Annotated in this window: 22 protein-coding genes; 17 read left to right on the top strand and 5 right to left on the bottom strand. The window is 54.7% G+C overall.

The window, feature by feature from the left end; all coding sequences use genetic code 11:
• Positions 1 to 228 precede the first annotated feature (228 nt).
• Both ampG and H2Z33_RS02635 read right to left on the bottom strand, forming a co-directional pair.
• Entirely contained in the window at positions 229 to 1,704 is a 1,476-nt protein-coding gene (gene ampG, locus H2Z33_RS02640; RefSeq protein WP_017383190.1) for a muropeptide MFS transporter AmpG, read from the bottom strand.
• Positions 1,705 to 1,749: 45 nt separating this feature from the next.
• The gene (locus tag H2Z33_RS02635; RefSeq protein ID WP_003859052.1) at positions 1,750 to 2,328 is read right to left on the bottom strand and encodes a lipoprotein; all 579 of its coding nucleotides are present in this window, start codon (positions 2,326 to 2,328) and stop codon (positions 1,750 to 1,752) included.
• Between the two features lie 303 nt (positions 2,329 to 2,631).
• On the opposite strand from H2Z33_RS02635, the gene bolA reads away from it, so the two are divergent.
• The 11 genes from bolA (at position 2,632) to H2Z33_RS02580 (ending at position 13,710) form a co-directional block, all read left to right on the top strand.
• The gene (gene bolA / locus H2Z33_RS02630) at positions 2,632 to 2,949 is read left to right on the top strand and encodes a transcriptional regulator BolA (protein WP_003859051.1); all 318 of its coding nucleotides are present in this window, start codon (positions 2,632 to 2,634) and stop codon (positions 2,947 to 2,949) included.
• A gap of 331 nt (positions 2,950 to 3,280) precedes the next feature.
• The gene (gene tig, locus H2Z33_RS02625; protein WP_015571277.1) at positions 3,281 to 4,579 is read left to right on the top strand and encodes a trigger factor; all 1,299 of its coding nucleotides are present in this window, start codon (positions 3,281 to 3,283) and stop codon (positions 4,577 to 4,579) included.
• Between the two features lie 260 nt (positions 4,580 to 4,839).
• A complete protein-coding gene (gene clpP, locus H2Z33_RS02620; protein WP_006809880.1) occupies positions 4,840 to 5,463 on the top strand; it encodes an ATP-dependent Clp endopeptidase proteolytic subunit ClpP in 624 nt (207 codons plus the stop codon).
• A 127-nt stretch (positions 5,464 to 5,590) separates the two neighbouring features.
• A complete protein-coding gene (clpX, locus tag H2Z33_RS02615; protein WP_015571275.1) occupies positions 5,591 to 6,865 on the top strand; it encodes an ATP-dependent protease ATP-binding subunit ClpX in 1,275 nt (424 codons plus the stop codon).
• Between the two features lie 184 nt (positions 6,866 to 7,049).
• On the top strand, positions 7,050 to 9,404 hold the full coding sequence (gene lon, locus H2Z33_RS02610; protein WP_014882775.1) for an endopeptidase La: 2,355 nt from the start codon (positions 7,050 to 7,052) through the stop codon (positions 9,402 to 9,404).
• Positions 9,405 to 9,614: 210 nt separating this feature from the next.
• On the top strand, positions 9,615 to 9,887 hold the full coding sequence (gene hupB / locus H2Z33_RS02605) for a nucleoid-associated protein HU-beta (RefSeq protein ID WP_002444653.1): 273 nt from the start codon (positions 9,615 to 9,617) through the stop codon (positions 9,885 to 9,887).
• Between the two features lie 212 nt (positions 9,888 to 10,099).
• Positions 10,100 to 11,971, top strand: a complete 1,872-nt coding sequence (ppiD, locus tag H2Z33_RS02600; protein WP_033486674.1) for a peptidylprolyl isomerase — start codon at positions 10,100 to 10,102, stop codon at positions 11,969 to 11,971.
• Between the two features lie 148 nt (positions 11,972 to 12,119).
• Entirely contained in the window at positions 12,120 to 12,500 is a 381-nt protein-coding gene (locus tag H2Z33_RS02595) for a helix-hairpin-helix domain-containing protein (protein WP_017383193.1), read from the top strand.
• A gap of 97 nt (positions 12,501 to 12,597) precedes the next feature.
• On the top strand, positions 12,598 to 12,996 hold the full coding sequence (locus H2Z33_RS02590; RefSeq protein WP_017694410.1) for a YbgC/FadM family acyl-CoA thioesterase: 399 nt from the start codon (positions 12,598 to 12,600) through the stop codon (positions 12,994 to 12,996).
• A 47-nt stretch (positions 12,997 to 13,043) separates the two neighbouring features.
• A complete protein-coding gene (locus H2Z33_RS02585; RefSeq protein WP_032670484.1) occupies positions 13,044 to 13,394 on the top strand; it encodes a type II toxin-antitoxin system RelE/ParE family toxin in 351 nt (116 codons plus the stop codon).
• Positions 13,381 to 13,710, top strand: a complete 330-nt coding sequence (locus tag H2Z33_RS02580; protein ID WP_022650480.1) for a DNA-binding protein — start codon at positions 13,381 to 13,383, stop codon at positions 13,708 to 13,710. Before H2Z33_RS02585 ends, H2Z33_RS02580 begins: the two co-directional genes overlap by 14 nt.
• A 3-nt stretch (positions 13,711 to 13,713) precedes the next feature.
• Here the strand turns inward: H2Z33_RS02580 and queC are convergent, their stop codons facing one another.
• Positions 13,714 to 14,409 carry a 7-cyano-7-deazaguanine synthase QueC gene (gene queC / locus H2Z33_RS02575; protein WP_015571271.1) on the bottom strand — a complete coding sequence of 232 codons (696 nt, stop codon included), beginning with the start codon at positions 14,407 to 14,409 and terminating at the stop codon, positions 13,714 to 13,716.
• Positions 14,410 to 14,475: 66 nt separating this feature from the next.
• Entirely contained in the window at positions 14,476 to 16,176 is a 1,701-nt protein-coding gene (locus H2Z33_RS02570; RefSeq protein WP_063134746.1) for an SgrR family transcriptional regulator, read from the bottom strand.
• Between the two features lie 101 nt (positions 16,177 to 16,277).
• On the opposite strand from H2Z33_RS02570, the gene cof reads away from it, so the two are divergent.
• The gene (cof, locus tag H2Z33_RS02565) at positions 16,278 to 17,096 is read left to right on the top strand and encodes an HMP-PP phosphatase (protein WP_063134747.1); all 819 of its coding nucleotides are present in this window, start codon (positions 16,278 to 16,280) and stop codon (positions 17,094 to 17,096) included.
• Between the two features lie 41 nt (positions 17,097 to 17,137).
• Here cof and H2Z33_RS02560 read toward each other — a convergent pair whose 3' ends face one another.
• On the bottom strand, positions 17,138 to 18,184 hold the full coding sequence (locus H2Z33_RS02560; RefSeq protein ID WP_063134748.1) for a PLP-dependent cysteine synthase family protein: 1,047 nt from the start codon (positions 18,182 to 18,184) through the stop codon (positions 17,138 to 17,140).
• Between the two features lie 115 nt (positions 18,185 to 18,299).
• Here H2Z33_RS02560 and H2Z33_RS02555 point away from each other — a divergent pair, with 115 nt between their 5' ends.
• The 5 genes from H2Z33_RS02555 (at position 18,300) to amtB (ending at position 24,189) form a co-directional block, all read left to right on the top strand.
• On the top strand, positions 18,300 to 18,758 hold the full coding sequence (locus tag H2Z33_RS02555) for an Lrp/AsnC family transcriptional regulator (protein ID WP_015571267.1): 459 nt from the start codon (positions 18,300 to 18,302) through the stop codon (positions 18,756 to 18,758).
• Between the two features lie 30 nt (positions 18,759 to 18,788).
• Positions 18,789 to 20,543, top strand: a complete 1,755-nt coding sequence (locus H2Z33_RS02550; protein WP_017383197.1) for a SmdA family multidrug ABC transporter permease/ATP-binding protein — start codon at positions 18,789 to 18,791, stop codon at positions 20,541 to 20,543.
• A complete protein-coding gene (locus H2Z33_RS02545; protein ID WP_023296031.1) occupies positions 20,536 to 22,317 on the top strand; it encodes a SmdB family multidrug efflux ABC transporter permease/ATP-binding protein in 1,782 nt (593 codons plus the stop codon). Before H2Z33_RS02550 ends, H2Z33_RS02545 begins: the two co-directional genes overlap by 8 nt.
• Before the next feature lie 211 nt (positions 22,318 to 22,528).
• A complete protein-coding gene (gene glnK / locus H2Z33_RS02540) occupies positions 22,529 to 22,867 on the top strand; it encodes a P-II family nitrogen regulator (RefSeq protein ID WP_006809867.1) in 339 nt (112 codons plus the stop codon).
• 35 nt (positions 22,868 to 22,902) lie between these two features.
• Entirely contained in the window at positions 22,903 to 24,189 is a 1,287-nt protein-coding gene (amtB, locus tag H2Z33_RS02535) for an ammonium transporter AmtB (RefSeq protein ID WP_015571265.1), read from the top strand.

Below are 24,189 nucleotides of genomic sequence, written 5' to 3'. Positions count from 1 at the left end.
ACAAATAATTAACAATTAATTATCAATAAAAAGACAACTAAAAAACGAAAATTCAATCTTTCGAATGCTGAATCGTTTAACGGAAAATAGCGTAGCGAAATAAGCTCCAATAATTTCCGAATGCTATCCCGCACAAAACAACAAATATTTTTTTTGCCGATGGCGGTTATTTCGCCGTTATAATTTCGTGTCGTTATTACAACGGGAAATAACCTTTCGCTTTTTACTTCATGTCATCTGCGTTTTCCGCAATGACATGAAATCCAGCATCCCACCGGTCAGGATACCCACGATGGCGAGTAACACCCCTGCATCAAGCAGCTGGGTTTCAAACGGAAGCGACAAGGTGGTCGTCGCATTCAAGATGAGTACCGCGAGCCACACTACCAGCGCAAGACAACCAGCCATCAGCAGACGCAGGGCAAACCGATAGGCAGCCTGATATTCCGTGCGCGGCATGAAGTGTTCCGTCCGCTGGGTATATTCCAGCGTCTGGCGACAGACCAGCAGCAATAAAATCCCCGGCACCGCCGCCACCACCGAGAAGAGATAAAACGTCGGCCAGCCGTGAGCTTCAACAAACCAGCCCGCGACGGGGCCAACGTATACGCGCCCGACGGCAGAAAGGGCAGACAGTAGCGCAAATTGGGTGGCGGAAAATGACTTATTGCACAGCGTCATCAGCAGGGCGACAAATGCCGCAGTGCCCATACCGCCACACAGGTTTTCAAAGAATACCGCCGTCGCCATGCTGATCATATGCTTGTCGGTGATCGACAGCAGCCAGTAACCGGCATTCGATGCGCCCTGAAGGATGCCGAAGATCAGCAGAGCGCGGAACAGCGTCAGGCGCTGCATCAATACACCGCCGTACAGCGCGCCGACGATCGTGGCAAACAGTCCCAGGGTTTTGTTCACCACGCCGACTTCGCCCGCATCAAACCCGACGCCGCGGATCAGGAAGGTGGTGGTCAGACTCATGGCGAAAGCGTCGCCAAGCTTATAAAGGACAATCAGCAGCAGGATCAGCCAGGCATTATTGCGACCAAAGAAGTCGCGGAGCGGTGCGGCGACGGCCTGCTCCAGCGAGCGGGGGACCGGAATCACATCGCTCGGTTCAGGCGCGAATAGCGTGGCAATAATGCAGGGGATCAGCAGAGCGGCCATCAGCCAGTACATTCCCTGCCAGCCGAGATAGCGGTCGGCAAGCCAGAGGGCCAGCCCGCCGGAAACCAGCATACCCAGGCGGTAGCCAAGCACGCTAATTGCCGCACCGGCGCCACGCTCTTCTGCTGGCAGGACGTCCGTCTTCCAGGCGTCAAAAACAATGTCCTGCGAAGCGGAGCAGAAGGCGATGACCACCGCAAGCGCGGCCATCCAGCGCAGCTGTGTTGACGGCTCAAGGAAACCCATTGCGGCAATGGCCAGCAACAGCAGCACCTGCGTCATCACTAACCAGCCGCGACGGCGCCCGAGGAACGGTGGGGTATAGCGATCCATCACCGGCGACCACAGGAACTTAAAGACGTAAGCCTGGCCGACGAGCGAGAAGAAACCAATGGTTTTAAGATCGATGTTCTCAACCGTCATCCACGCCTGTAACGTGCCGGAGGTGAGCGCAAGGGGTAAACCGGAGGCGAAACCAAGGATCAGCAGAATAGCTGATTTCGGTTGCTGGAAAATACGTAAGTAGTGACTGGACATGTTCTTATGAACTGACCCGGTGAAGCACCGGGTCAGTCAGCAGGATTAACGGGCGTTCTGCTTGATGAAGTCGTGAATGCTGGTGTCCTGTGCCATGTCGGCAATGGTGTCAGTCAGCACACTGTTAACCGCGTCAGCGATATTTTTGTTGGAGGCCTGGAATGCGCCTTCAACGGAATAGCTTGCACGGTAGTTTTTGTTCATTTTATTGCCGTTCTTCGCGGTAGCAATGATGGCGATATCGGCTTTGGTCGCAATGTTGTAGCGAACGTTACCCTGGGAGACGTCAGCGTACAGGTTGTTCACGATGATTTGCAGATCAACCGCGCCGCTTGGGCCAATCATGTAGCCACGGGAGGTCATCTGTTTTTCCAGCACTTCCTGCAACAGGAAGCGCAGGTCGCGGGAGGCGGTCAGCGTGACCTGCTGGTTGTCGCGAGTCACTTTCGCCAGCGCCTGGTCCTGACGCTGATCGGCGCCATTAATGCTGACTGTGACGCCCATCAGGCTTGGATCCTGCTGAGGCAGGGTAATTTTTGGTGAAACGTCAATGGTCGTCGGCGGAGTCGCGCAGCCGGCGAGCATAAAGAGTGCTACCAACGGAAAGAAGAGTTTTTTTAACATTTTCGGGTTCTCAACGAATCGTAAGCAAAGAGAGAAAAATTGCCGCCATCATAACATCGCTAACGGCCAGGGGAAGTGGTCAACGCATGTAAATTCATCGCCTTGTCCGAAAACTGACCACCTTTCCGCTTTTCTCTGCCTGTAAGTGACAAAACGTATGAACCTCATAGTGAACTTCATTCGTTTGGATGAGAAAATCAGACGAAAGCTAAATATTTGTTGTCAAGGTGTAATGGAACCGGTAAAAGCGGCTAATATTTAAAGGGATGGGTGACACCTTAGCGTTGTCGGAGGAGTGATTTCATGATGATACGTGAACAGATAGAAGAAAAATTAAGGGCAGCGTTCAACCCTGTGTTTCTCGAAGTTGTCGACGAAAGCTATCGTCATAACGTGCCGGCAGGTTCTGAAAGCCACTTTAAAGTGGTTCTGGTCAGCGATCGCTTCACGGGAGAACGTTTCCTGAACCGACACCGCTTGATCTACAGCACCTTGACGGAAGAACTCTCCACAACCGTACATGCGCTGGCGCTGCATACCTACACCATTAAGGAATGGGAAGGGCTACAGGATACGGTATTCGCATCACCGCCTTGTCGGGGTGCAGGCACCATCGCCTGATAAATCGGATTTGCAACCGCCGGAGTTTTTCCAGTATGTTGCTTACAGATTTCGTCAAAACGGCCTTCGGGCCGTTTTGTTTTGTCTGAGTTTTGAGCGGATGGCGCGTTTTTAAGGCTAAAAATAGCCTTAAAGTGTGAAAAAAGCCGCAGCAACATGCTCCAACCGTTCTCGACTCACCTAAGTGATGCCGCTATAATGCCGCGTCTTATTGAATGTCTTCGGGATGATTCTGGCGACAGGGAATGTGAATCTGCACATAAGAGAGCATCCCGGTATAACAGACAGATTCAGAGTTGACCGAGCACTGTGATTTTTTTGAGGTAACAAGATGCAAGTTTCAGTTGAAACCACTCAAGGCCTTGGCCGCCGTGTAACGATTACTATCGCTGCTGACAGCATCGAAACTGCTGTGAAAAGCGAGCTGGTCAACGTAGCAAAAAAAGTACGTATTGACGGCTTCCGCAAGGGCAAAGTACCAATGAATGTTGTTGCTCAGCGTTATGGCGCTTCCGTGCGTCAGGATGTGCTGGGTGAACTGATGAGCCGCAACTTTATCGACGCGATCATCAAAGAAAAAATCAATCCAGCCGGCGCGCCGAACTACGTTCCAGGTGAATACAAGCAGGGCGAAGACTTCACCTACTCCGTAGAGTTCGAAGTGTACCCGGAAGTTGAGCTGAAAGGTCTGGAATCTATCGAAGTTGAAAAACCGATCGTTTCCGTGACTGACGAAGACGTTGACGGCATGCTGGATACCCTGCGCAAGCAGCAGGCGAACTGGAAAGAGAAAGAAGGCGCTGTTGACGCGGAAGACCGCGTAACCATCGACTTCACCGGTTCTGTAGACGGCGAAGAGTTCGAAGGCGGTAAAGCGTCTGACTTCGTACTGGCGATGGGCCAGGGTCGTATGATCCCAGGCTTCGAAGACGGTATCAAAGGCCACAAAGCGGGCGAAGAGTTCACCATTGACGTGACCTTCCCTGAAGAATACCACGCTGAAAACCTGAAAGGTAAAGCAGCGAAGTTCGTTATCAACCTGAAGAAAGTGGAAGAGCGCGAACTGCCAGAACTGACCGAAGAATTCATCAAGCGTTTCGGCGTGGAAGATGGTTCTGTTGCGGGCCTGCGTACCGAAGTGCGTAAAAATATGGAGCGCGAGCTGAACGGCGCTGTACGTAACCGCGTGAAGTCTCAGGCGATTGAAGGTCTGGTGAAAGCGAACGACATCGACGTTCCTGCTGCCCTGATCGACAGCGAAATCGACGTTCTGCGCCGTCAGGCTGCACAGCGCTTCGGTGGCAACCAGCAGCAAGCGATGGAACTGCCACGCGAGCTGTTCGAAGAGCAAGCGAAACGTCGCGTTGTTGTCGGCCTGCTGCTGGGCGAAGTGATTCGTACCCACGAGCTGAAAGCTGACGAAGAGCGTGTGAAAGGCCTGATCGAAGAGATGGCTTCTGCATACGAAGATCCATCTGAAGTGATCGAGTTCTACGGTAAGAACAAAGAGCTGATGGACAACATGCGCAACGTCGCACTGGAAGAGCAGGCTGTTGAAGCGGTACTGGCGAAAGCGAAAGTGACCGAAAAAGAGACCTCTTTCACCGAACTGATGAACCAGCAGGCGTAATTTCGCCCCGACGGTTTAAAGTTTGAACAAAAAACCCGTTGCCCTCCGGCGACGGGTTTTTTTTATCACAGCTTTAGTCCTGGAAGGGTGCTAAAACGCCCTTTCAGTGTTAGCGTTACAACAAAACGTTGTTATGCTTGAAATAGGGCATGACGACCCCCATTAGTATGTAATCACGATGATTGAGACTGGCTGATAATCCGTCCATAAGGTTACAATCAGTACAGCAGGTGTTTTCAATTTTGAACCAGGAGACGGAAATGTCATACAGTGGCGAACGAGATAACTTTGCACCCCATATGGCGCTGGTGCCAATGGTTATTGAACAGACCTCACGCGGTGAGCGTTCTTTCGATATCTATTCCCGTCTGCTCAAGGAACGCGTTATCTTTCTGACCGGCCAGGTGGAAGACCATATGGCTAACCTGATCGTGGCGCAGATGCTGTTCCTGGAAGCGGAAAACCCGGAAAAAGACATTTACCTGTACATCAACTCGCCAGGCGGTGTGATTACGGCGGGCATGTCAATTTATGACACCATGCAATTCATCAAGCCGGATGTCAGTACCATCTGTATGGGGCAGGCGGCATCCATGGGTGCTTTCCTGTTAACCGCAGGGGCGAAAGGTAAGCGTTTCTGCCTGCCTAACTCCCGCGTGATGATTCACCAGCCGCTGGGTGGTTACCAGGGCCAGGCGACGGATATTGAAATCCACGCCCGAGAAATTCTGAAAGTAAAAGCGCGCATGAATGAACTTATGGCGCAGCATACGGGTCAACCTCTCGAGCAGATCGAGCGCGATACCGAGCGCGATCGCTTCCTCTCTGCACCAGAGGCAGTTGAGTACGGCTTAGTCGACTCCATTTTGACCCATCGTAATTGATGCCCGCGACGCGAGTGTGCCGCTATACTAAGGTAGGGCGGAACGTTGCCTGTAAGCAGCTTGCGTCTGAGAATGGCATTTGCGTCGTCATGTGCGGCACATAGAACTTAAAAAGAGGTTTGGACTCATGACAGATAAACGCAAAGATGGTTCGGGCAAACTGCTGTACTGCTCTTTTTGCGGCAAAAGCCAGCATGAAGTGCGTAAACTGATTGCCGGGCCGTCCGTGTATATCTGCGACGAATGCGTCGATTTATGTAACGACATCATTCGCGAAGAGATTAAAGAAGTCGCGCCGCACCGTGAGCGCAGCGCGTTACCAACGCCACACGAGATTCGCCACCACCTGGATGACTATGTCATTGGTCAGGAGCAGGCGAAAAAAGTGCTGGCGGTGGCGGTATACAACCACTACAAACGTCTGCGTAACGGCGATACCAGCAATGGCGTAGAGCTGGGCAAAAGTAACATTCTGCTGATCGGGCCTACGGGCTCTGGTAAAACCCTGCTGGCGGAAACGCTGGCGCGCCTGCTGGATGTTCCGTTCACCATGGCGGATGCCACCACCCTGACCGAAGCCGGTTATGTGGGTGAAGACGTTGAAAATATTATCCAGAAGCTGCTCCAGAAGTGCGATTACGACGTACAGAAAGCCCAGCGCGGGATCGTCTATATCGATGAGATCGACAAAATCTCCCGTAAATCAGACAACCCGTCGATCACCCGTGACGTCTCGGGCGAGGGCGTGCAGCAGGCGCTGCTGAAGCTGATCGAAGGTACGGTTGCGGCTGTTCCACCGCAGGGTGGGCGTAAACATCCGCAGCAGGAATTCTTGCAGGTTGATACCTCCAAGATCCTGTTTATCTGTGGTGGTGCGTTTGCAGGCCTGGATAAAGTGATCTCTCACCGTGTGGAAACCGGCTCCGGCATTGGTTTTGGCGCAACGGTGAAAGCCACGTCTGAAAAACCAAACGAAGGCCAGCTGCTGGCGCAGGTTGAACCGGAAGATCTGATCAAATTCGGTTTGATTCCGGAATTTATCGGCCGTCTGCCGGTTGTGGCGACCCTGAACGAACTGAGCGAAGACGCGCTGATTCAGATCCTGAAAGAGCCGAAAAACGCGCTGACCAAGCAGTATCAGGCGCTGTTTAATCTGGAAGGCGTTGAGCTGGAATTCCGTGACGAAGCACTGGACGCGATTGCCAAGAAAGCGATGGCGCGTAAAACCGGTGCCCGTGGCCTGCGTTCTATCGTAGAAGCAGCATTGCTCGACACGATGTACGATCTTCCTTCTATGGAAGACGTTGAAAAAGTCGTGATCGACGAGTCCGTCATTGGTGGCCAGTCCAAGCCGTTACTGATTTACGGTAAACCGGAAGCGCAGCAGGCATCTGGCGAATAATTCACCATTTCATACAATCAGTTAATCAAAAAGGGGGGATTTTATCTCCCCTTTACTTTTTCCGTATTCATGGCGTTGAATGTATGGGAAACATCCCCATATACTGGATTACATGTTAATGGTTGTGTGAAGCACAGTTACATGACCAGTTTACCTGGCGGACACTAAACTAAGAGAGAGCTCTATGAATCCTGAGCGTTCTGAACGCATTGAAATCCCCGTATTGCCGTTGCGCGATGTGGTGGTTTATCCGCACATGGTCATACCCTTATTTGTAGGGCGGGAAAAATCTATCCGTTGCCTCGAAGCCGCCATGGATCATGATAAAAAAATCATGTTGGTCGCGCAGAAGGAAGCATCAACGGATGAGCCGGGTGTAAACGATCTTTTCACCGTCGGGACCGTGGCCTCTATTTTGCAGATGCTGAAGCTGCCAGACGGCACCGTGAAGGTGCTGGTGGAAGGCTTACAGCGTGCGCGTATTACCACTCTGTCAGACGATGGCGAGCACTTCTCTGCGAAGGCGGAGTACCTTGATTCACCGGAACTTGATGAGCGCGAACAGGAAGTACTGGTACGCACCGCGATCAGCCAGTTCGAAGGCTACATCAAGCTGAATAAGAAAATCCCACCTGAAGTGCTGACGTCGCTGAACAGCATCGACGATCCTGCACGTCTGGCGGATACCATCGCTGCGCACATGCCGCTGAAGCTTGCCGACAAACAGTCCGTGCTGGAAATGTCCGACGTTAACGAACGTCTGGAATACCTGATGGCGATGATGGAGTCTGAGATCGATCTGCTCCAGGTTGAGAAGCGCATTCGCAACCGCGTCAAAAAGCAGATGGAAAAATCGCAGCGTGAGTACTATCTGAACGAGCAAATGAAAGCCATTCAGAAAGAGCTCGGCGAGATGGACGATGCGCCGGATGAAAACGAAGCGCTGAAGCGTAAGATCGACGCGGCGAAGATGCCGAAAGAGGCGAAAGAGAAAGCCGAAGCTGAGTTGCAGAAGCTGAAAATGATGTCTCCGATGTCGGCAGAGGCGACCGTCGTGCGCGGCTATATTGAGTGGATGGTGCAGGTTCCGTGGAATGCCCGCAGCAAGGTCAAAAAAGACCTGCGTCAGGCGCAGGAAATCCTCGATACCGACCACTACGGCCTGGAACGCGTGAAAGACCGCATTCTTGAGTACCTCGCGGTACAGAGCCGTGTGAACAAAATCAAAGGCCCAATCCTGTGCCTGGTAGGGCCTCCAGGCGTGGGTAAAACCTCTCTGGGCCAGTCCATCGCCAAAGCGACCGGACGTAAGTATATCCGTATGGCGCTGGGCGGCGTACGCGATGAAGCGGAAATCCGCGGCCATCGTCGCACCTATATCGGTTCCATGCCGGGCAAGCTGATCCAGAAGATGGCGAAAGTGGGGGTTAAAAACCCGCTGTTCCTGCTCGATGAGATCGACAAAATGTCTTCGGACATGCGTGGCGATCCGGCGTCGGCGCTGCTGGAAGTGCTTGATCCAGAACAGAACGTGGCGTTCAGCGATCACTACCTGGAAGTGGACTACGACCTGAGCGATGTGATGTTCGTGGCGACCTCCAACTCCATGAACATTCCGGCCCCGCTGCTGGACCGTATGGAAGTGATTCGTCTCTCCGGTTATACCGAAGATGAGAAGCTGAACATTGCTAAGCAGCACCTGCTGCCGAAACAGATTGAGCGTAACGCGCTGAAAGCCAACGAGCTGACCGTCGAGGACAGCGCGATTATCGGCATCATTCGCTATTACACCCGTGAAGCGGGCGTTCGTAGCCTCGAGCGTGAGATCTCTAAGCTGTGCCGTAAGGCGGTGAAACAGCTGCTGCTGGATAAGAGCCTGAAGCACATCGTGATTAACGGCGACAATCTGCATGCTTACCTTGGCGTTCAGCGCTTCGACTACGGTCGTGCGGACAACGAAAACCGCGTTGGTCAGGTGACCGGTCTGGCATGGACGGAAGTGGGCGGCGATCTGCTGACCATCGAAACCGCCTGTGTCCCGGGCAAAGGCAAGCTGACCTACACCGGTTCACTGGGTGAAGTGATGCAGGAGTCCATCCAGGCGGCGCTGACCGTGGTGCGCGCGCGCGCGGAAAAACTGGGTATCAACCCGGATTTCTACGAAAAACGCGACATTCACGTTCACGTTCCGGAAGGGGCGACGCCGAAAGATGGCCCAAGCGCGGGTATTGCCATGTGTACGGCGCTGGTTTCCTGCCTGACAGGGAACCCGGTTCGTGCTGATGTGGCCATGACCGGTGAAATTACGCTGCGTGGTCAGGTACTGCCTATCGGCGGGTTAAAAGAAAAACTGCTGGCGGCACACCGCGGTGGGATCAAAACCGTATTGATCCCTTACGAAAATAAACGCGATCTGGAAGAGATTCCGGACAACGTTATTGCCGATTTGCAGATCCATCCGGTGAAACGCATTGAGGAAGTTCTGACTCTCGCACTGCAAAATGAACCGTCCGGAATGCAGGTTGTAACCGCAAAATAGTGACCTCGCGCAAAGAGCGCCAATAAAAACAAGGCTGGTAAGTCATTTCGTACTTGCCAGCCTTTTTTTGTATAGCTAATTTAGATTGCTGATTGGGTTAGCCATCAACAACGGGTGTTGTAAGGTCATAGCAGGACTGATATAACTGCTGCGCGGTCGCGCTGTGAAGGATTCAGGTGCGATATAAATTATAAAGAGAGGAAGAGAACAGTGAATAAATCTCAACTGATTGACAAAATTGCTGCGGGTGCTGATATTTCTAAAGCTGCAGCTGGACGTGCTTTAGATGCTTTAATTGCTTCTGTTACTGAATCTCTGCAAGCTGGGGACGACGTTGCACTGGTAGGCTTCGGTACTTTTGCGGTTAAAGAGCGTGCAGCCCGTACTGGCCGCAACCCTCAAACCGGTAAAGAGATCACCATTGCTGCCGCTAAAGTGCCGGGTTTCCGTGCAGGTAAAGCGCTGAAAGACGCAGTAAACTGATTGCTTTCCCGCTCCAGGGAAGCTGAAAAGTACAAGGGCGCATCGTTTGATGTGCCTTTTTTGTTTGTCCAGACCTGATTTGTGCGAGTTTATGCGAGTTGTGGGCTGACAATTGCCCTGTTTTCTTGTCACAATACGCCTTTACGCGCGACGGTCAGGATTTTCCGTCAGCGTCAGGTAACCAGTCACCTACAGCGGAGTGTTGTTACACCATGATGGACAGCTTACGCACGGCTGCTAACAGTCTCGTGCTCAAGATTATTTTCGGTATCATTATCGTGTCGTTCATATTGACCGGTGTGAGTAGTTACCTCATCGGCGGTGGCGCGAACTACGCCGCAAAAGTGAATGGCCAGGAAATTAGCCGTGGGCAGTTCGAGAACGCTTTTGCTGGTGAACGTAACCGCATGCAGCAGCAACTGGGCGACCAATACTCTGAACTTGCAGCCAACGAAGGCTATATGAAAAACCTGCGTCAGCAGACGCTGAACCGCCTTATCGACGAAGCGCTGCTGGATCAGTACGCGAAAAGCCTCGGTCTGGGCATCAGCGATGAGCAGGTTAAAAAAGCCATCTTCTCGACGCAGGCTTTCCAGTCTAATGGGAAGTTCGACAACGCGCGTTACAACAGCATTGTTAACCAGATGGGTATGACGGCTGACCAGTACGCTCAGGCGCTGCGTAACCAGTTGACCACGCAACAGCTGATCAACGCGGTGGTGGGCACCGATTTCATGCTGAAAGGCGAAACTGAAGAGCTGGCGGCACTGGTGGCGCAGCAACGCGTGGTGCGTGAAGCGACGATTGATGTCAACGCACTGGCAGCGAAACAGCAGGTTAGCGACGCTGAAGTTAATGCTTACTACGAGCAAAACAAGAACAACTTAATCTCTCCGGAACAGTTCCGCGTAAGCTATATCAAGCTGGATGCAGCTGCGATGCAGGAAAACGCGACTGACGCCGAGATCCAGTCTTATTACGACCAGCATCAGGATCAGTTCACTCAGCCGCAGCGTAACCGTTACAGCGTGATCCAGACCAAAACGGAAGCAGAAGCGAAAGCCGTGCTGGACGAGCTGAACAAAGGCGCTGATTTCGCCACCTTAGCGAAAGCAAAATCCACCGACATTATTTCTGCCAAAAACGGCGGTGATATGGGCTGGCTGGAAGAGTCCACTACCCCGGACGAGCTGAAAAATGCAGGCCTGAAAGAGAAAGGCCAACTGTCTGGTGTAATCAAATCCTCCGTTGGTTTCCTGGTGGCGCGTCTGGACGATGTTGTGGCGGCGAAAACCAAGCCGCTGGCTGACGTTCGTGATGATATCGCTGCGAAAGTGAAGCAGGAGAAAGCGCTGGACGCCTTCTATGCTCTGCAACAGAAAGTGAGCGATGCCGCAAGCAACGACAACGAATCACTGGCGGGCGCTGAGCAGGCTGCTGGCGTGAAAGCGGTTGAGACAGGCTGGTTCAGCCACGAAAACCTGCCGGAAGAACTGAACTTCAAACCGGTTTCAGATGCCATTTTCAATGGTGGTCTGGTCGGTGAGAACGGTACGCCGGGCAGCAACTCAGACATCATTACCGTTGATGGTGACCGAGCGTTCGTACTGCGCGTCAGCGAGCACAAAGCCGAGGCAGTGAAGCCCCTGGCGGAAGTGAAAGATCAGGTGGTGGCGCTGGTCAAACACAACAAAGCGGCACAGCAGGCAAAACTGGATGCAGAGAAAATTCTGGCCGATCTGAAAGCCGGTAAGAACGATGCGCTGAAAGCGGCTGGCCTGAGCTTTGGCGAAGCAAAAACGCTGAGCCGTACCGGTCAGGACCCTGTCAGCCAGGCGGCGTTTGGTCTGAGTCTGCCGGCGAAAGACAAACCTGTCTATGGTACCACGACCGATATGCAGGGTAACGTGGTGCTTCTGGCGCTGGATGAAGTAAAAGCCGGTACGCTGCCAGACGCGCAGAAGAAGGCCATGGTTCAGGGAATTACCCAGAACAATGCCCAGATTGCTTTCGAAGCGATGATGAGCAACCTGCGTAAAGAAGCCAAAATCAAACTGGGTGATGTGGTCACTCAGGAGCAATAATTACGTATCTGCTCGCAGATTTTCGTAACGCTCTGCAAAAATTAAAGGCCGCTTTCGCGGCCTTTTCCATTTCTGCAATCTGTTGTTTGTCCCTGTTTTCCCGTGCGGTTATCGTGGCGTGGCTGTCAACAAACAAGGAGAAAACAGCATGAAATGTGGAATCAAAGCACTGTTAATTACACTGGCTATTGCCACTTCCGGGATGAGTGCGGGCGCGCTGGCGGCGTCCCCCTCGGTTAAAGCGCAGGCTGCACAAAACCAGGCCGATGCAACGTCACAAGGTCATGTTAAAGCCAACGCGACGGCCAGCACGAAAGCCATTGAGGACGAGGGTACGCGGGTCAGTATCAATACTGCCTCTGCGGACGATCTTGCTCGCGTTATGAATGGTGTGGGTCTAAAAAAAGCGCAGGCCATCGTCAGCTATCGTGAAGAGTATGGCCCTTTCAAAACCCTTGACGATCTCAAGCAGGTGCCGGGTATGGGCAGCGCGCTGGTTGAGCGCAATCTCGCACACCTGACGCTGTAATCGCGTAATCACTTGCACTGCGGCAAAAATTTGCCAGGATAAAGAGGTCATACCAGTTATGACCTCTGAACCTATAACAACGAAAGGCTATTGCGCTATGCAGACACAAATCAAAGTCCGTGGTTATCACCTCGATGTTTACCAACACGTCAATAACGCCCGCTACCTTGAATTTCTTGAAGAGGCGCGCTGGGACGGCCTGGAGAACAGCGAAAGCTTCCAGTGGCTGACCGCACACAACATCGCGTTTGTGGTCGTCAATATCAACATTAACTACCGCCGCCCGGCTGTGCTGGGGGATGTGCTCACCGTGACCAGTGAGGTCCAACAACTGAATGGCAAAAGTGGTGTATTGAGCCAGGTCGTTACGCTGGAGCCAGAAGGGCAGGTGGTGGCCGATGCGCTGATCACCTTTGTCTGTATCGATCTCAAAACCCAGAAAGCGTTGCCGCTGGAAGGGGAGTTGCGCGAAAAGCTGGAGCTGATGATCGCGTAAAGTTTTGTCTTTTATAAAAGACAAAAAGGGTATTCAGGGATAAAATCATGAACAGGGACTACGTTGTTAAACGTTACCGAACCCGCGACGGAAAAATACCGTTTGAGGATTGGGTAGCAAAGATGAGACGAAAGGATCCGGAGCTGGCGTTTCGGATCCTTCTGCGAATCGACCGCGCGGAGAAGGGGAATTTTGGCGATTACCGTTATCTCAGAGAGGGTGTCTGGGAGTTGAAGGTTGATTGTGGTCCCGGTTATCGAGTCTATTTTGCAGTCCAGCGTCGGGAAATCTTATTGTTGCTGATCGGCGGTGATAAAAAGAGCCAGAAAGCGGATGTGATGCTGGCAATAGACTACTGGAAAGATCATCAAAAGGATAAACCCAATGAGCAAAAGTGAGCGAAAATTCTCAAGTACCGTCAGCCATGATGAAGCTGTAGTCAAAATGCTGCGCGAAAATCCTTCTTACGCGCAACTCTATCTGCAAATTGCACTGGATGAAATTTACGAAGACCAGGGGATCCCAGCCTATTTGATTGCCCTCAGACGCGTTATCGAAGCGCGCGGCGGTATCGGAGAGATTTCAGCCAAAGCGGGGCTTTCACGTCAGCAGCTATACCGCACCCTGTCCGAAAATGGTAACCCAACGCTGACTACACTGATGAAAATTACCCGTGCTGCCGGTGTAAAACTGTTCGACAGCACGGTCAGGTAGCCCTTATTTCAGCCCGGTCTTTTTCTGCATCGCGGCCATCACGCCCGCTTTATCCGCAAAATAATGATTCAGACCGTTCGCGCGCAGGTTACAGGCGGCACACTGCCCGCAGCCGTCCCCTTTAATGCCGTTGTAGCAGGTCAGGGTCTCGTTGCGAACAACATCCAGCTTGCCCCAGTAGTCGGCCAGGGCCCAGGTTTCAGCCTTATCCAGCCACATCAGCGGCGTTTCGAAGCGGGTCTCTTTTGCCATTCCCAGATCGACAGCGTGATTGAGTGCTTTCACGAATTCATCCCGGCAGTCCGGGTAGCCAGAGAAGTCGGTCTCACACACGCCCGTGATCACCGCTTCGGCTTTCACCTGGTAGGCATAGATCGCCGTCAGGGTCAGGAAGAGAATGTTGCGGCCCGGTACGAAGGTGTTCGGAATGCCGCTGGCATCCGGTTCGTAATCAGGCACCGGAATGCTGTCGCGGGTGAGGCTGCTGACGGCAAGTTCATTTAACAGCGTCACGTCCAGCACTTTATGAGCGCGGGCGCCCAGTTTGAGGGCCAGTTCACGAGCGACATCGATTTCAGCGCGATGACGCTGACCATAATCAAAAGTGACGCAGTGCACTTCATCATACTGGTGAAGCGCCTGAATCAGGCAGGTGGTGGAATCTTGTCCTCCGCTGAACACGACGACGGCACGTTTCATAGATCATCTCGACAGTTACAGTAAAAGCGTCATGTTAACGCCTGGCTAAAGCGGCGACCAGCTTCTTCACGCGTTTGGGGGAGGAAGCCAGGCTTCGGTGAAGTCAAACCAGCCGCGAGTGTTAAGGCGTATGCCGTTGACGCCCGGAGGCGCGCTGATTTGATACTGGTAGTTAAAGAGCGGCGTCAGGACGGCTGTCTCCATTAACCGGCTGAAGATAGCCTGAAGTCCTGCGTGTCGGTCACGTTCGTCGGCCTGCGTCTGCACCGCATCCAGCGTGGCCTGCAAATGGGCGTATGCCGGTGCGCTCAGCAGATGCGGCCAGAGCGCATCGCAGCGGAGCCACTGCTCAAGCGTGTACGCTGGCGCTTCGCCAATCAGTCTGTCTCCCATCATGATGTCTGCATCGGCAAGCTGCTGGCACCCGTCCCACGTTTTGGCGTCGTGAAAGATGACGGTCAGTTCACAACCCTGCCGCGCAAGGTATGCTTTTAACTGGCTGGCCATGGTGTGAAGCTCAACCGGCAGGTGGTAGACGAGCGTCAATGCCTCTGGCAGCGCAACGTCGGTTAAATCAGGCCATTGGGGGATTGCCCAGCCGGGAAGCAGTTCCTCGGTAGGGGTGATGAGTCCTTCGTTCAGAGGAAGCGTGTGCAGCAGCGTTGAGAGGTGGATGATATTAATCAGCCGCTTTGCCTGAAGTTCGCTCAGACGCGGACTCTGTTTCAGCGTGAGGTAGCAGAAACCCAGACTGGTGCTGTTACTCACCAGCCGCAGGCTGGCCAGCTCGTCGGCCTCGCCAATGGCGATTTGCACCGGGTGGCGACAGCTGGTGCCCAGACTGTAGTCAAAAAGCTGGGGCGTGATCCAGTACTCGATAGCCTTAAGCAACGGATGGCCAAGGTGATACTGCTCGTGGCTTTCCAGACGCACCAGTTCAGGCTCAAAAACGCTCAGTCGAAAGGGACCGCTGCCCACCACGGGGTAATCGGGATGCGCCAGACGGCTACAGTAGGTTGCCAGCCTGTGCGCCAGCCAGTAGTCAGGTTGATGGAGAATAAACGTCAGGCACTGCGGATGCGTGGTTTCAATACGTAAGACGCTGCGGAAAAGCGTGCCCATGCCGGGCTGCGATAACAGCGCCGTCAGGCTTTTCCGGAGCTGTGCCGTCTCTATTTTATCGCCGTTATGCCAGTGCAGGGTGGAGCGAATGTAGAAATGCCAGCGCAGGCCGTCAGCGGAGATTTCCCAGTGATGCGCCAGATCGCCCGTGGGTTCACTGCTGGTACCATTAAAACGCGTCAAACCTGAGAATACCTGTCCCGCCAGATGCTGCTCCGCCCGGCCAGGGAGAAACCCCGGCTGAAGCGGCTCCAGCGAGCGATAGTAGGGAATACGCAGCGTCGGCGTATCGTTCTGCCACTGCCCGCCCATAAACGGATGCAGCAGCGATCGCAAATCTTCAGGCGCGAGCTGGGCCAGCTCCAGCGCGTTGTGCTGCTGTCCACTTTTCAGGGCCTCTTCCATCATCGTATTACGCAACGAGTCCGGGGTGACGTGAAAGCGTAAATCCCCACGCTTACCTCGTCCGGAGCGGGCGTGCCAGCTTAGCCAGCCCGCCTCCTGCGCCTGGCGCAGCAGGGTGCGAACATGTCGCTCGCTGCAAAAGCAGCGGCTGGCAAGTTCACTGATGGTCACCTGCTGCGGTGCGCCGGCGGAGGGGTGCCACAGACGCTGATACTGGTTAAGACGATTAAGCTGGCGCATGAAAAACCCGGAACAATAATTATCATCTATTCACTATTACTTCCGTATATCTCACGTAATACTGATGCACAAGTTAACCGCATCACATTTCGGGAGTAATTATGGCTCGGCTCGCTGCATTTGATATGGACGGCACGCTGTTAATGCCGGATCACCGTTTAGGGGAGAAAACCCTGAACACACTTAAGCGCCTGCGCGAGCGTGAAGTCACCCTGACGTTTGCCACTGGTCGTCATGTTCTCGAGATGCGCCATCTGCTGGGAACATTTGCCCTCGATGCGTTCCTGATCACCGGCAACGGGACGCGCATTCACTCCGTCGACGGCGATATGCTGCACCGTCAGGATCTGAATCCGGAAGTGGCGGACATTGTCCTGCACAGCACCTGGGATACGCAGGCCAGCGTGCATGTTTTTAATGATGAAGGCTGGTTTACCGGGCGTGAGATCCCGGCCTTGCTGCACGCTCACGTTTACAGCGGCTTTAAATATCAGCTTATCGATTTGCGCCGCATTCCGGCACACAAGGTGACCAAGATCTGCTTCTGTGGCGATCACGACGATCTCTGCCGCCTGCGTATTCAGCTTAACGAGGCGCTGGGCGACCGGGCGCACCTTACCTTCTCGGCGGTGGACTGCCTTGAAGTGCTGCCGGTGGGCTGTAACAAAGGATCTGCGCTGGCGGTGCTGAGCGATCATCTGGGGCTGACGATGCAGGACTGTATGGCCTTTGGTGACGCCATGAACGACCACGAGATGCTGAGCAGCGTGGGTCGTGGACTGATTATGGGGAACGCGATGCCGCAACTTATTGCCGCGCTCCCGCATTTACCGGTTATCGGACACTGTCGTAACGAAGCGGTGTCCCATTTTTTGACGCATTGGCTGGACAAAAATAACCTCCCATATTCCCCCGAATAGTGAGACCCTTCCAGCAAGCCAGGCTTTAGCCTGGCTTTTTTTTATTTCACCAGCTGCGAAATCTGCGCTTTCCACGGTTCTACATCGCCAATAGTTGCCTGCACCCATTCTGCGTTGTAATAGGTGTCCAGGTAGCGCTCCCCGCTGTCACACAGCAGCGTGACGACAGAGCCGGTACGGCCTTCTTCGCACATCCTCGCGGCCAGCTGTAGCGCGCCCCACATATTGGTGCCGGTGGAAGCCCCGACTTTACGGCCAAGCTGTGTCTCCAGCCAGTGCGCCGTCGCGACGCTGGCGGCGTCCGGCACGCGGAGCATCTCATCCACAACGTCCGGAATGAACGAGGGTTCGACGCGCGGGCGACCAATCCCTTCGATCTTGCTCCCCACGGGGCTGCGCAGGCTGGCATCGCGGGATTGCCAGTAATCGAGGAACACCGAGTTTTGCGGGTCAACCACCATCAGCTGCGTATCATAACCCTGACAGCGGATATAACGTCCGATGGTGGCGGAGGTTCCGCCCGTGCCCGCGCTCATGACAATGTAAGAGGGAACAGGATGCGGCTCGTGGGTCATCTGGCGGAAAATGCTGTCCGCAATGTTATTATTGCCGCGCCAGTCGGTGGCGCGCTCGGCGAAGGTGAATTGGTCCATATAGTGACCATTCAGTTCGCGGGCCAGCATTTCGGAGGCCGCATAGATTTCGCAGGCGCTTTCCACAAAGTGGCAGCGTCCGCCGTAAAATTCGATCTGTTCGACTTTACGTTTCGCCGTGCAGGAGGGCATCACGGCGATAAACGGGAGGCCCAGCAGGCGGGCAAAGTAGGCTTCGGAGACGGCAGTTGATCCGGACGACGATTCAATAATCGTGGTGCCTTCTTTGATCCAGCCGTTACATAAACCGTATAAAAAGAGTGAACGCGCCAGGCGATGCTTCAGGCTGCCGGTAGGATGGGTGCTTTCATCCTTCAGGTAAAGCTGAATGCCGGGAAATCCAGGCAGAGGCAGGCGGATCAAGTGGGTGTCTGCCGAGCGCTGATAGTCGGCATTTATTTCGCTGATGGCATGTTTAACCCAGGTGCTATTCATCGTAGTTATCCGTTTGTCATTTTGTGCCCAGCATAGCGAAAAGCACAGAAAAAATTGTTGCTATCTGACCTTTAAAATAGAATGTAAGGAGAATAATTTTCTCTTCGAGGTGGCTATGTTAGATAAAATTGATCGTAAGCTGCTTTCTTTGCTGCAAAGCGACTGCACCCTCTCTTTGCAGGCGCTGGCAGATGCCGTTAATCTGACCACCACACCGTGCTGGAAGCGCCTCAAGAAGCTGGAAGATGATGGCATTCTGCTGGGACGCGTGGCGTTGCTGGATCCCGAAAAACTGGGGCTTGGCCTGACCGCCTTCGTCCTGATAAAAACGCAGCATCACAGTAGCGAATGGTACTGCCGCTTCGTCACCCAGGTTTCCGACATGCCCGAAGTGCTCGGCTTCTGGCGCATGGCGGGGGAATACGACTATCTGATGCGCGTTCAGGTGGCAGACATGAAGCGCTACGATGATTTCTACAAGCGGCTGGTCAATAGCGTACCAGGCTTGTCCGATGTCACCTCCAGTTTCGCCATGGAACAGATTAAATACACCACAGCGTTACCCATTGAATAACTTCTTAAAATACCTTCAGGAAAAGACCGCGTGCGATTATTTGCCCAATTAAGCTGGTACTTTCGTCGGGAGTGGCAACGCTACCTCGGCGCGGTGGCCCTGCTTATTATCATTGCCATTCTGCAACTGATCCCGCCCAAAGTGGTGGGTTACGTCGTGGATGGCGTTACGGAACAACATTACACCGCCGCACGGGTGATGATGTGGGGCGGTACGCTGGTGCTGACGGCCGTGGTGGTTTACCTGCTGCGTTATGTCTGGCGCGTGCTGCTGTTCGGCGCGTCCTATCAGCTTGCCGTTGAGCTGCGTGAGGACTTTTACCGCCAGCTGAGCCGCCAGCACCCTGAGTTTTATCTGCGTCACCGTACCGGGGATCTCATCGCCCGCGCCACTAACGATGTAGACCGCGTGGTGTTTGCCGCCGGTGAAGGGGTGCTAACGCTGGTGGATTCCCTGGTGATGGGCTGTGCGGTACTGATTGTGATGTCTACGCAAATTAGCTGGGAGCTCACGCTGCTGGCGCTGCTGCCGATGCCGCTGATGGCGCTGGCAATTAACCGCTACGGCGAGCAGCTCCATGAACGCTTTAAGCTGGCGCAGGCGGCGTTCTCGTCGCTGAACGATCGCACCCAGGAGAGCATGACCAGCATCCGCATGATTAAAGCGTTTGGTCTGGAAGACCGCCAGTCCGCGCTGTTTGCCGCCGACGCCGCCGATACCGGCGCGAAAAACATGCGCGTGGCGCGTATTGATGCCCGTTTCGATCCGACAATTTATATTGCGATTGGCATGGCGAACCTGCTGGCAGTGGGCGGCGGCAGCTGGATGGTGGTGCAAGGCACGATGACCCTCGGGCAGTTAACCAGCTTTGCGATGTACCTTGGGCTGATGATCTGGCCGATGCTGGCGCTGGCCTGGATGTTTAATATCGTTGAACGCGGGAGCGCCGCTTACAGCCGTATCCGCGCCATGCTGGCGGAAGTGCCGGTCGTGAACGATGGCAGCGAGCCGGTGCCGGAAGGTCCGGGTATTCTCAAGGCTGATATCCGCGCCTTTATCTACCCGCAAACGGAACATCCGGTGCTTGAGAACGTCAGTTTCACGCTGCGTCCTGGTCAGATGCTGGGCATCTGTGGCCCGACGGGTTCCGGTAAAAGCACCATTCTGTCACTGATTCAGCGCCATTTTGACGTGAGCGAAGGCGATATCCGTTTCCACGACGTCCCTCTGCCACGTCTGCTGCTGGATGACTGGCGCAGCCGCCTGGCGGTCGTCAGCCAGACGCCGTTTTTGTTTTCAGACACCATTGCCAACAATATCGCGCTCGGGTGTCCGACGGCGACACAGGACCAGATCGAGCACGTGGCGCGTCTGGCCAGCGTCCACGAGGATATTCTGCGCCTGCCGCAGGGCTACGACACGGAAGTGGGTGAGCGGGGCGTTATGCTCTCCGGCGGACAAAAACAGCGTATCTCTATTGCCCGCGCGCTGCTGCTGGACGCTGAGATCCTGATACTGGATGATGCGCTGTCCGCGGTTGACGGGCGTACTGAACATCAAATTTTGCATAACCTTCGCCAGTGGGGAGAGGGGCGCACGGTCATCATCAGCGCGCACCGTCTGTCGGCCCTTACCGAAGCCAGCGAAATTCTGGTGCTTCAGCACGGGCATATTGCTCAGCGTGGTCAGCATGAGCAGCTTGCCGGGCAGACCGGATGGTATCGGGATATGTACCGCTATCAACAGCTTGAAGCCGCGCTGGATGAGGAGGTCGCCGATGCGTAAGTTTGGACAGATGTGGCCGACGTTAAAACGGCTGCTGGCCTATGGCTCACCGTGGCGCAAACCGCTTTCCATCGCCGTGCTGTTGCTGTGGATCGCCGCGATTGCGGAGGTGACCGGTCCGCTGCTTATCAGCTATTTCATCGACAATATGGTGGCGAAAAACTATCTGCCGCTGGGGCTGGTGGCGGGGCTGGGCGTGGCGTATGTCGGCCTACAGCTGACGGCGGCGGGGCTGCACTATGCGCAGTCGCTGCTGTTTAACCGGGCCGCCGTGGGCGTGGTCCAGCAGCTTCGCACGGATGTGATGGATGCCGCGCTGCGCCAGCCGCTGAGCGAGTTTGATACTCAGCCGGTCGGGCAGGTTATTTCGCGCGTCACCAATGACACCGAGGTGATCCGCGACCTCTATGTAACCGTTGTCGCAACGGTTCTGCGCAGTGCCGCGTTAATTGGCGCGATGCTGGTGGCGATGTTCAGCCTGGACTGGCGTATGGCGCTGGTGGCGATCGCTATTTTCCCGGCGGTGCTGATTGTGATGGTAATTTACCAGCGCTACAGCACGCCGATTGTTCGTCGCGTGCGCGCTTACCTCGCAGATATCAATGATGGCTTCAACGAAGTGATCAACGGCATGAGCGTTATCCAGCAGTTTCGCCAGCAGGCGCGTTTTGGCGAGCGAATGGGAGAAGCCAGCCGCTCGCACTATATGGCGCGGATGCAGACGTTACGGCTGGATGGCTTCCTGTTACGCCCGCTGCTGAGCCTCTTCTCTGCGCTGGTGCTGTGCGGGCTGTTGATGCTGTTTGGCCTGACGACGCGCGGAACCATCGAGGTGGGGGTACTGTACGCATTTATCAGCTACCTTGGACGCCTTAACGAACCGCTGATTGAACTCACCACGCAGCAATCGATGCTGCAACAGGCAGTGGTCGCGGGCGAACGTGTATTCGAGCTGATGGACAGGCCGCGTCAGACCTATGGCGATGACGAACGCCCGCTGGAAAGTGGATCCATAGCGTTTGATCATGTCTCGTTTGCCTACCGCGACGACCAGCTTGTCTTGCAGGATATCAACCTCGAGGTACCGTCGCGCGGTTTTGTCGCCCTGGTTGGGCATACCGGCAGCGGTAAAAGCACGCTCGCCAGTTTGCTGATGGGCTACTATCCGTTGACGCAAGGGGAGATCCGTCTGGACGGACGGCCGCTTGCCGCGCTTAGCCACAACGCGTTACGTAAGGGCGTCGCGATGGTGCAGCAGGATCCGGTGGTACTGGCGGATACCTTTTATGCCAACGTGACGCTGGGACGACCTTTCACGCCTGAGCAGGTATGGGAGGTGCTGGAAACGGTGCAGCTTGCGGATCTGGCGCGCGGGTTAAGCGAGGGGATCCATACCCGGCTGGGTGAGCAGGGCAATAATCTCTCGGTCGGGCAAAAGCAACTTCTTGCGCTGGCGCGCGTGCTGATTGAGACGCCACAGGTGTTAATTCTGGATGAAGCGACCGCAAGCATTGACTCCGGTACCGAGCAGGCGATCCAGCAGGCGCTGGCTGCCGTGCGGGATCGCACTACGCTGGTGGTAATCGCCCACCGCCTCTCAACGATCGTCGATGCCGATACCATTCTGGTGTTGCACCGTGGCCAGGCCGTTGAACGGGGGACGCACAGAGCGCTGCTTGAGGCAAAAGGACGCTACTGGCAGATGTATCAGTTGCAGCTGGCAGGCGACGAACTGGCCGCCAGCGAGCGCGAGGAAGAGTCACTCAGCGCCTGATGCACCATAACAAGGCAATGCGCTAACAGACTTAACCGTTGGTGCAAAACTGAAACGCACCCTGCACTGCCATGGTGCGTTTTTTTTCGCCTCTTCCCGGCGCATGCGCGCCGCGGCGCTTTCCTCCTCACCTTTCACTTCTGGCACACCCTTTGCAATATCCCTTTCGTGTTAGCTGCGGCCATTACCGAATTCTGACTGGAGGGGATATATGAAGCTGGTTACGGTGGTAATCAAACCATTCAAACTCGAAGACGTGCGTGAAGCGCTGTCTTCCATGGGTATTCAGGGACTGACTGTCACCGAAGTGAAAGGCTTTGGGCGTCAGAAAGGTCATGCCGAGCTTTATCGCGGGGCGGAATACAGCGTTAACTTCCTGCCAAAAGTGAAGATTGATGTGGCGATTGCCGACGATCAGCTTGATGAGGTGATTGATGTCGTCAGCAAAGCAGCCTACACCGGAAAAATTGGCGACGGCAAAATTTTCGTTGCCGAACTACAGCGCGTCATTCGCATCCGTACCGGCGAATCTGACGAAGCGGCGTTGTAAGTAACTCCTGGCACACAGTGATAGGGATCGAGAAAATGAAGAAAGCAACAATGAAAACAGGTCTGGGTTCGCTGGCACTGCTGCCGGGCCTGGCAATGGCTGCACCTGCTGTGGCAGACAAAGCCGATAACGCCTTTATGATGATTTGCACCGCGCTGGTGCTGTTCATGACGATTCCGGGGATCGCGCTGTTTTACGGCGGCCTGATCCGCGGCAAGAACGTACTCTCCATGCTGACGCAGGTTGCCGTCACGTTCGCGCTGGTGTGCGTGCTGTGGGTGGTTTACGGTTACTCGCTGGCCTTCGGGGAGGGCAATGCCTTCTTCGGCAACGTTAACTGGGCGATGCTGAAAAATATCGAACTGACCGCGGTGATGGGCAGTTTTTATCAGTATATTCATGTCGCGTTCCAGGGCTCATTCGCCTGCATCACCGTGGGGCTGATTGTGGGCGCGCTGGCTGAGCGTATCCGCTTCTCTGCGGTACTGATTTTCGTGGTGGTCTGGCTGACGCTCTCCTATATCCCGATTGCGCATATGGTCTGGGGAGGTGGTCTGTTGGCTTCCCATGGCGCGCTGGACTTTGCGGGCGGTACCGTTGTGCACATCAACGCCGCGGTAGCAGGTCTGGTAGGCGCATACCTGATTGGTAAGCGCGTGGGCTTCGGGAAGGAAGCATTCAAGCCGCACAATCTGCCGATGGTCTTTACCGGCACCGCCATCCTCTATTTTGGCTGGTTCGGCTTCAACGCAGGTTCAGCCAGCGCCGCTAACGAAATCGCCGCGCTGGCCTTCGTGAATACCGTTGTGGCAACCGCCGGCGCTATCCTCTCATGGGTATTTGGCGAGTGGGCCGTTCGCGGCAAGCCATCGCTGCTGGGTGCCTGTTCCGGGGCGATTGCCGGTCTGGTAGGTATTACGCCAGCGTGCGGTTACGTGGGCGTGGGCGGTGCGCTGCTGATCGGTATCGTCGCAGGACTGGCGGGGCTGTGGGGCGTTACCGCACTGAAACGTGTTCTGCGCGTTGACGATCCGTGTGATGTATTCGGCGTACACGGTGTGTGCGGCATCGTCGGCTGTATCATGACCGGTATCTTTGCTGCCCAATCTCTGGGCGGTGTGGGTTACGCAGAAGGCGTGACCATGATGCATCAGGTGCTGGTACAGCTGGAAAGCATCGCGATCACCGTTGTCTGGTCCGGTGTTGTGGCCTTTATCGGTTACAAGCTGGCGGATATGACCGTTGGGCTGCGCGTGCCGGAAGAGCAGGAGCGCGAAGGCCTGGACGTCAACAGCCACGGCGAGAATGCCTATAACGCATAA

It is taken from the genome of Enterobacter sp. YSU (assembly GCF_016082135.1).
GTDB lineage: Bacteria > Pseudomonadota > Gammaproteobacteria > Enterobacterales > Enterobacteriaceae > Enterobacter > Enterobacter hormaechei_C.
Note: the sequence above shows the minus strand (reverse complement) of the source record. Positions and strands in the feature narration are given on the sequence as shown.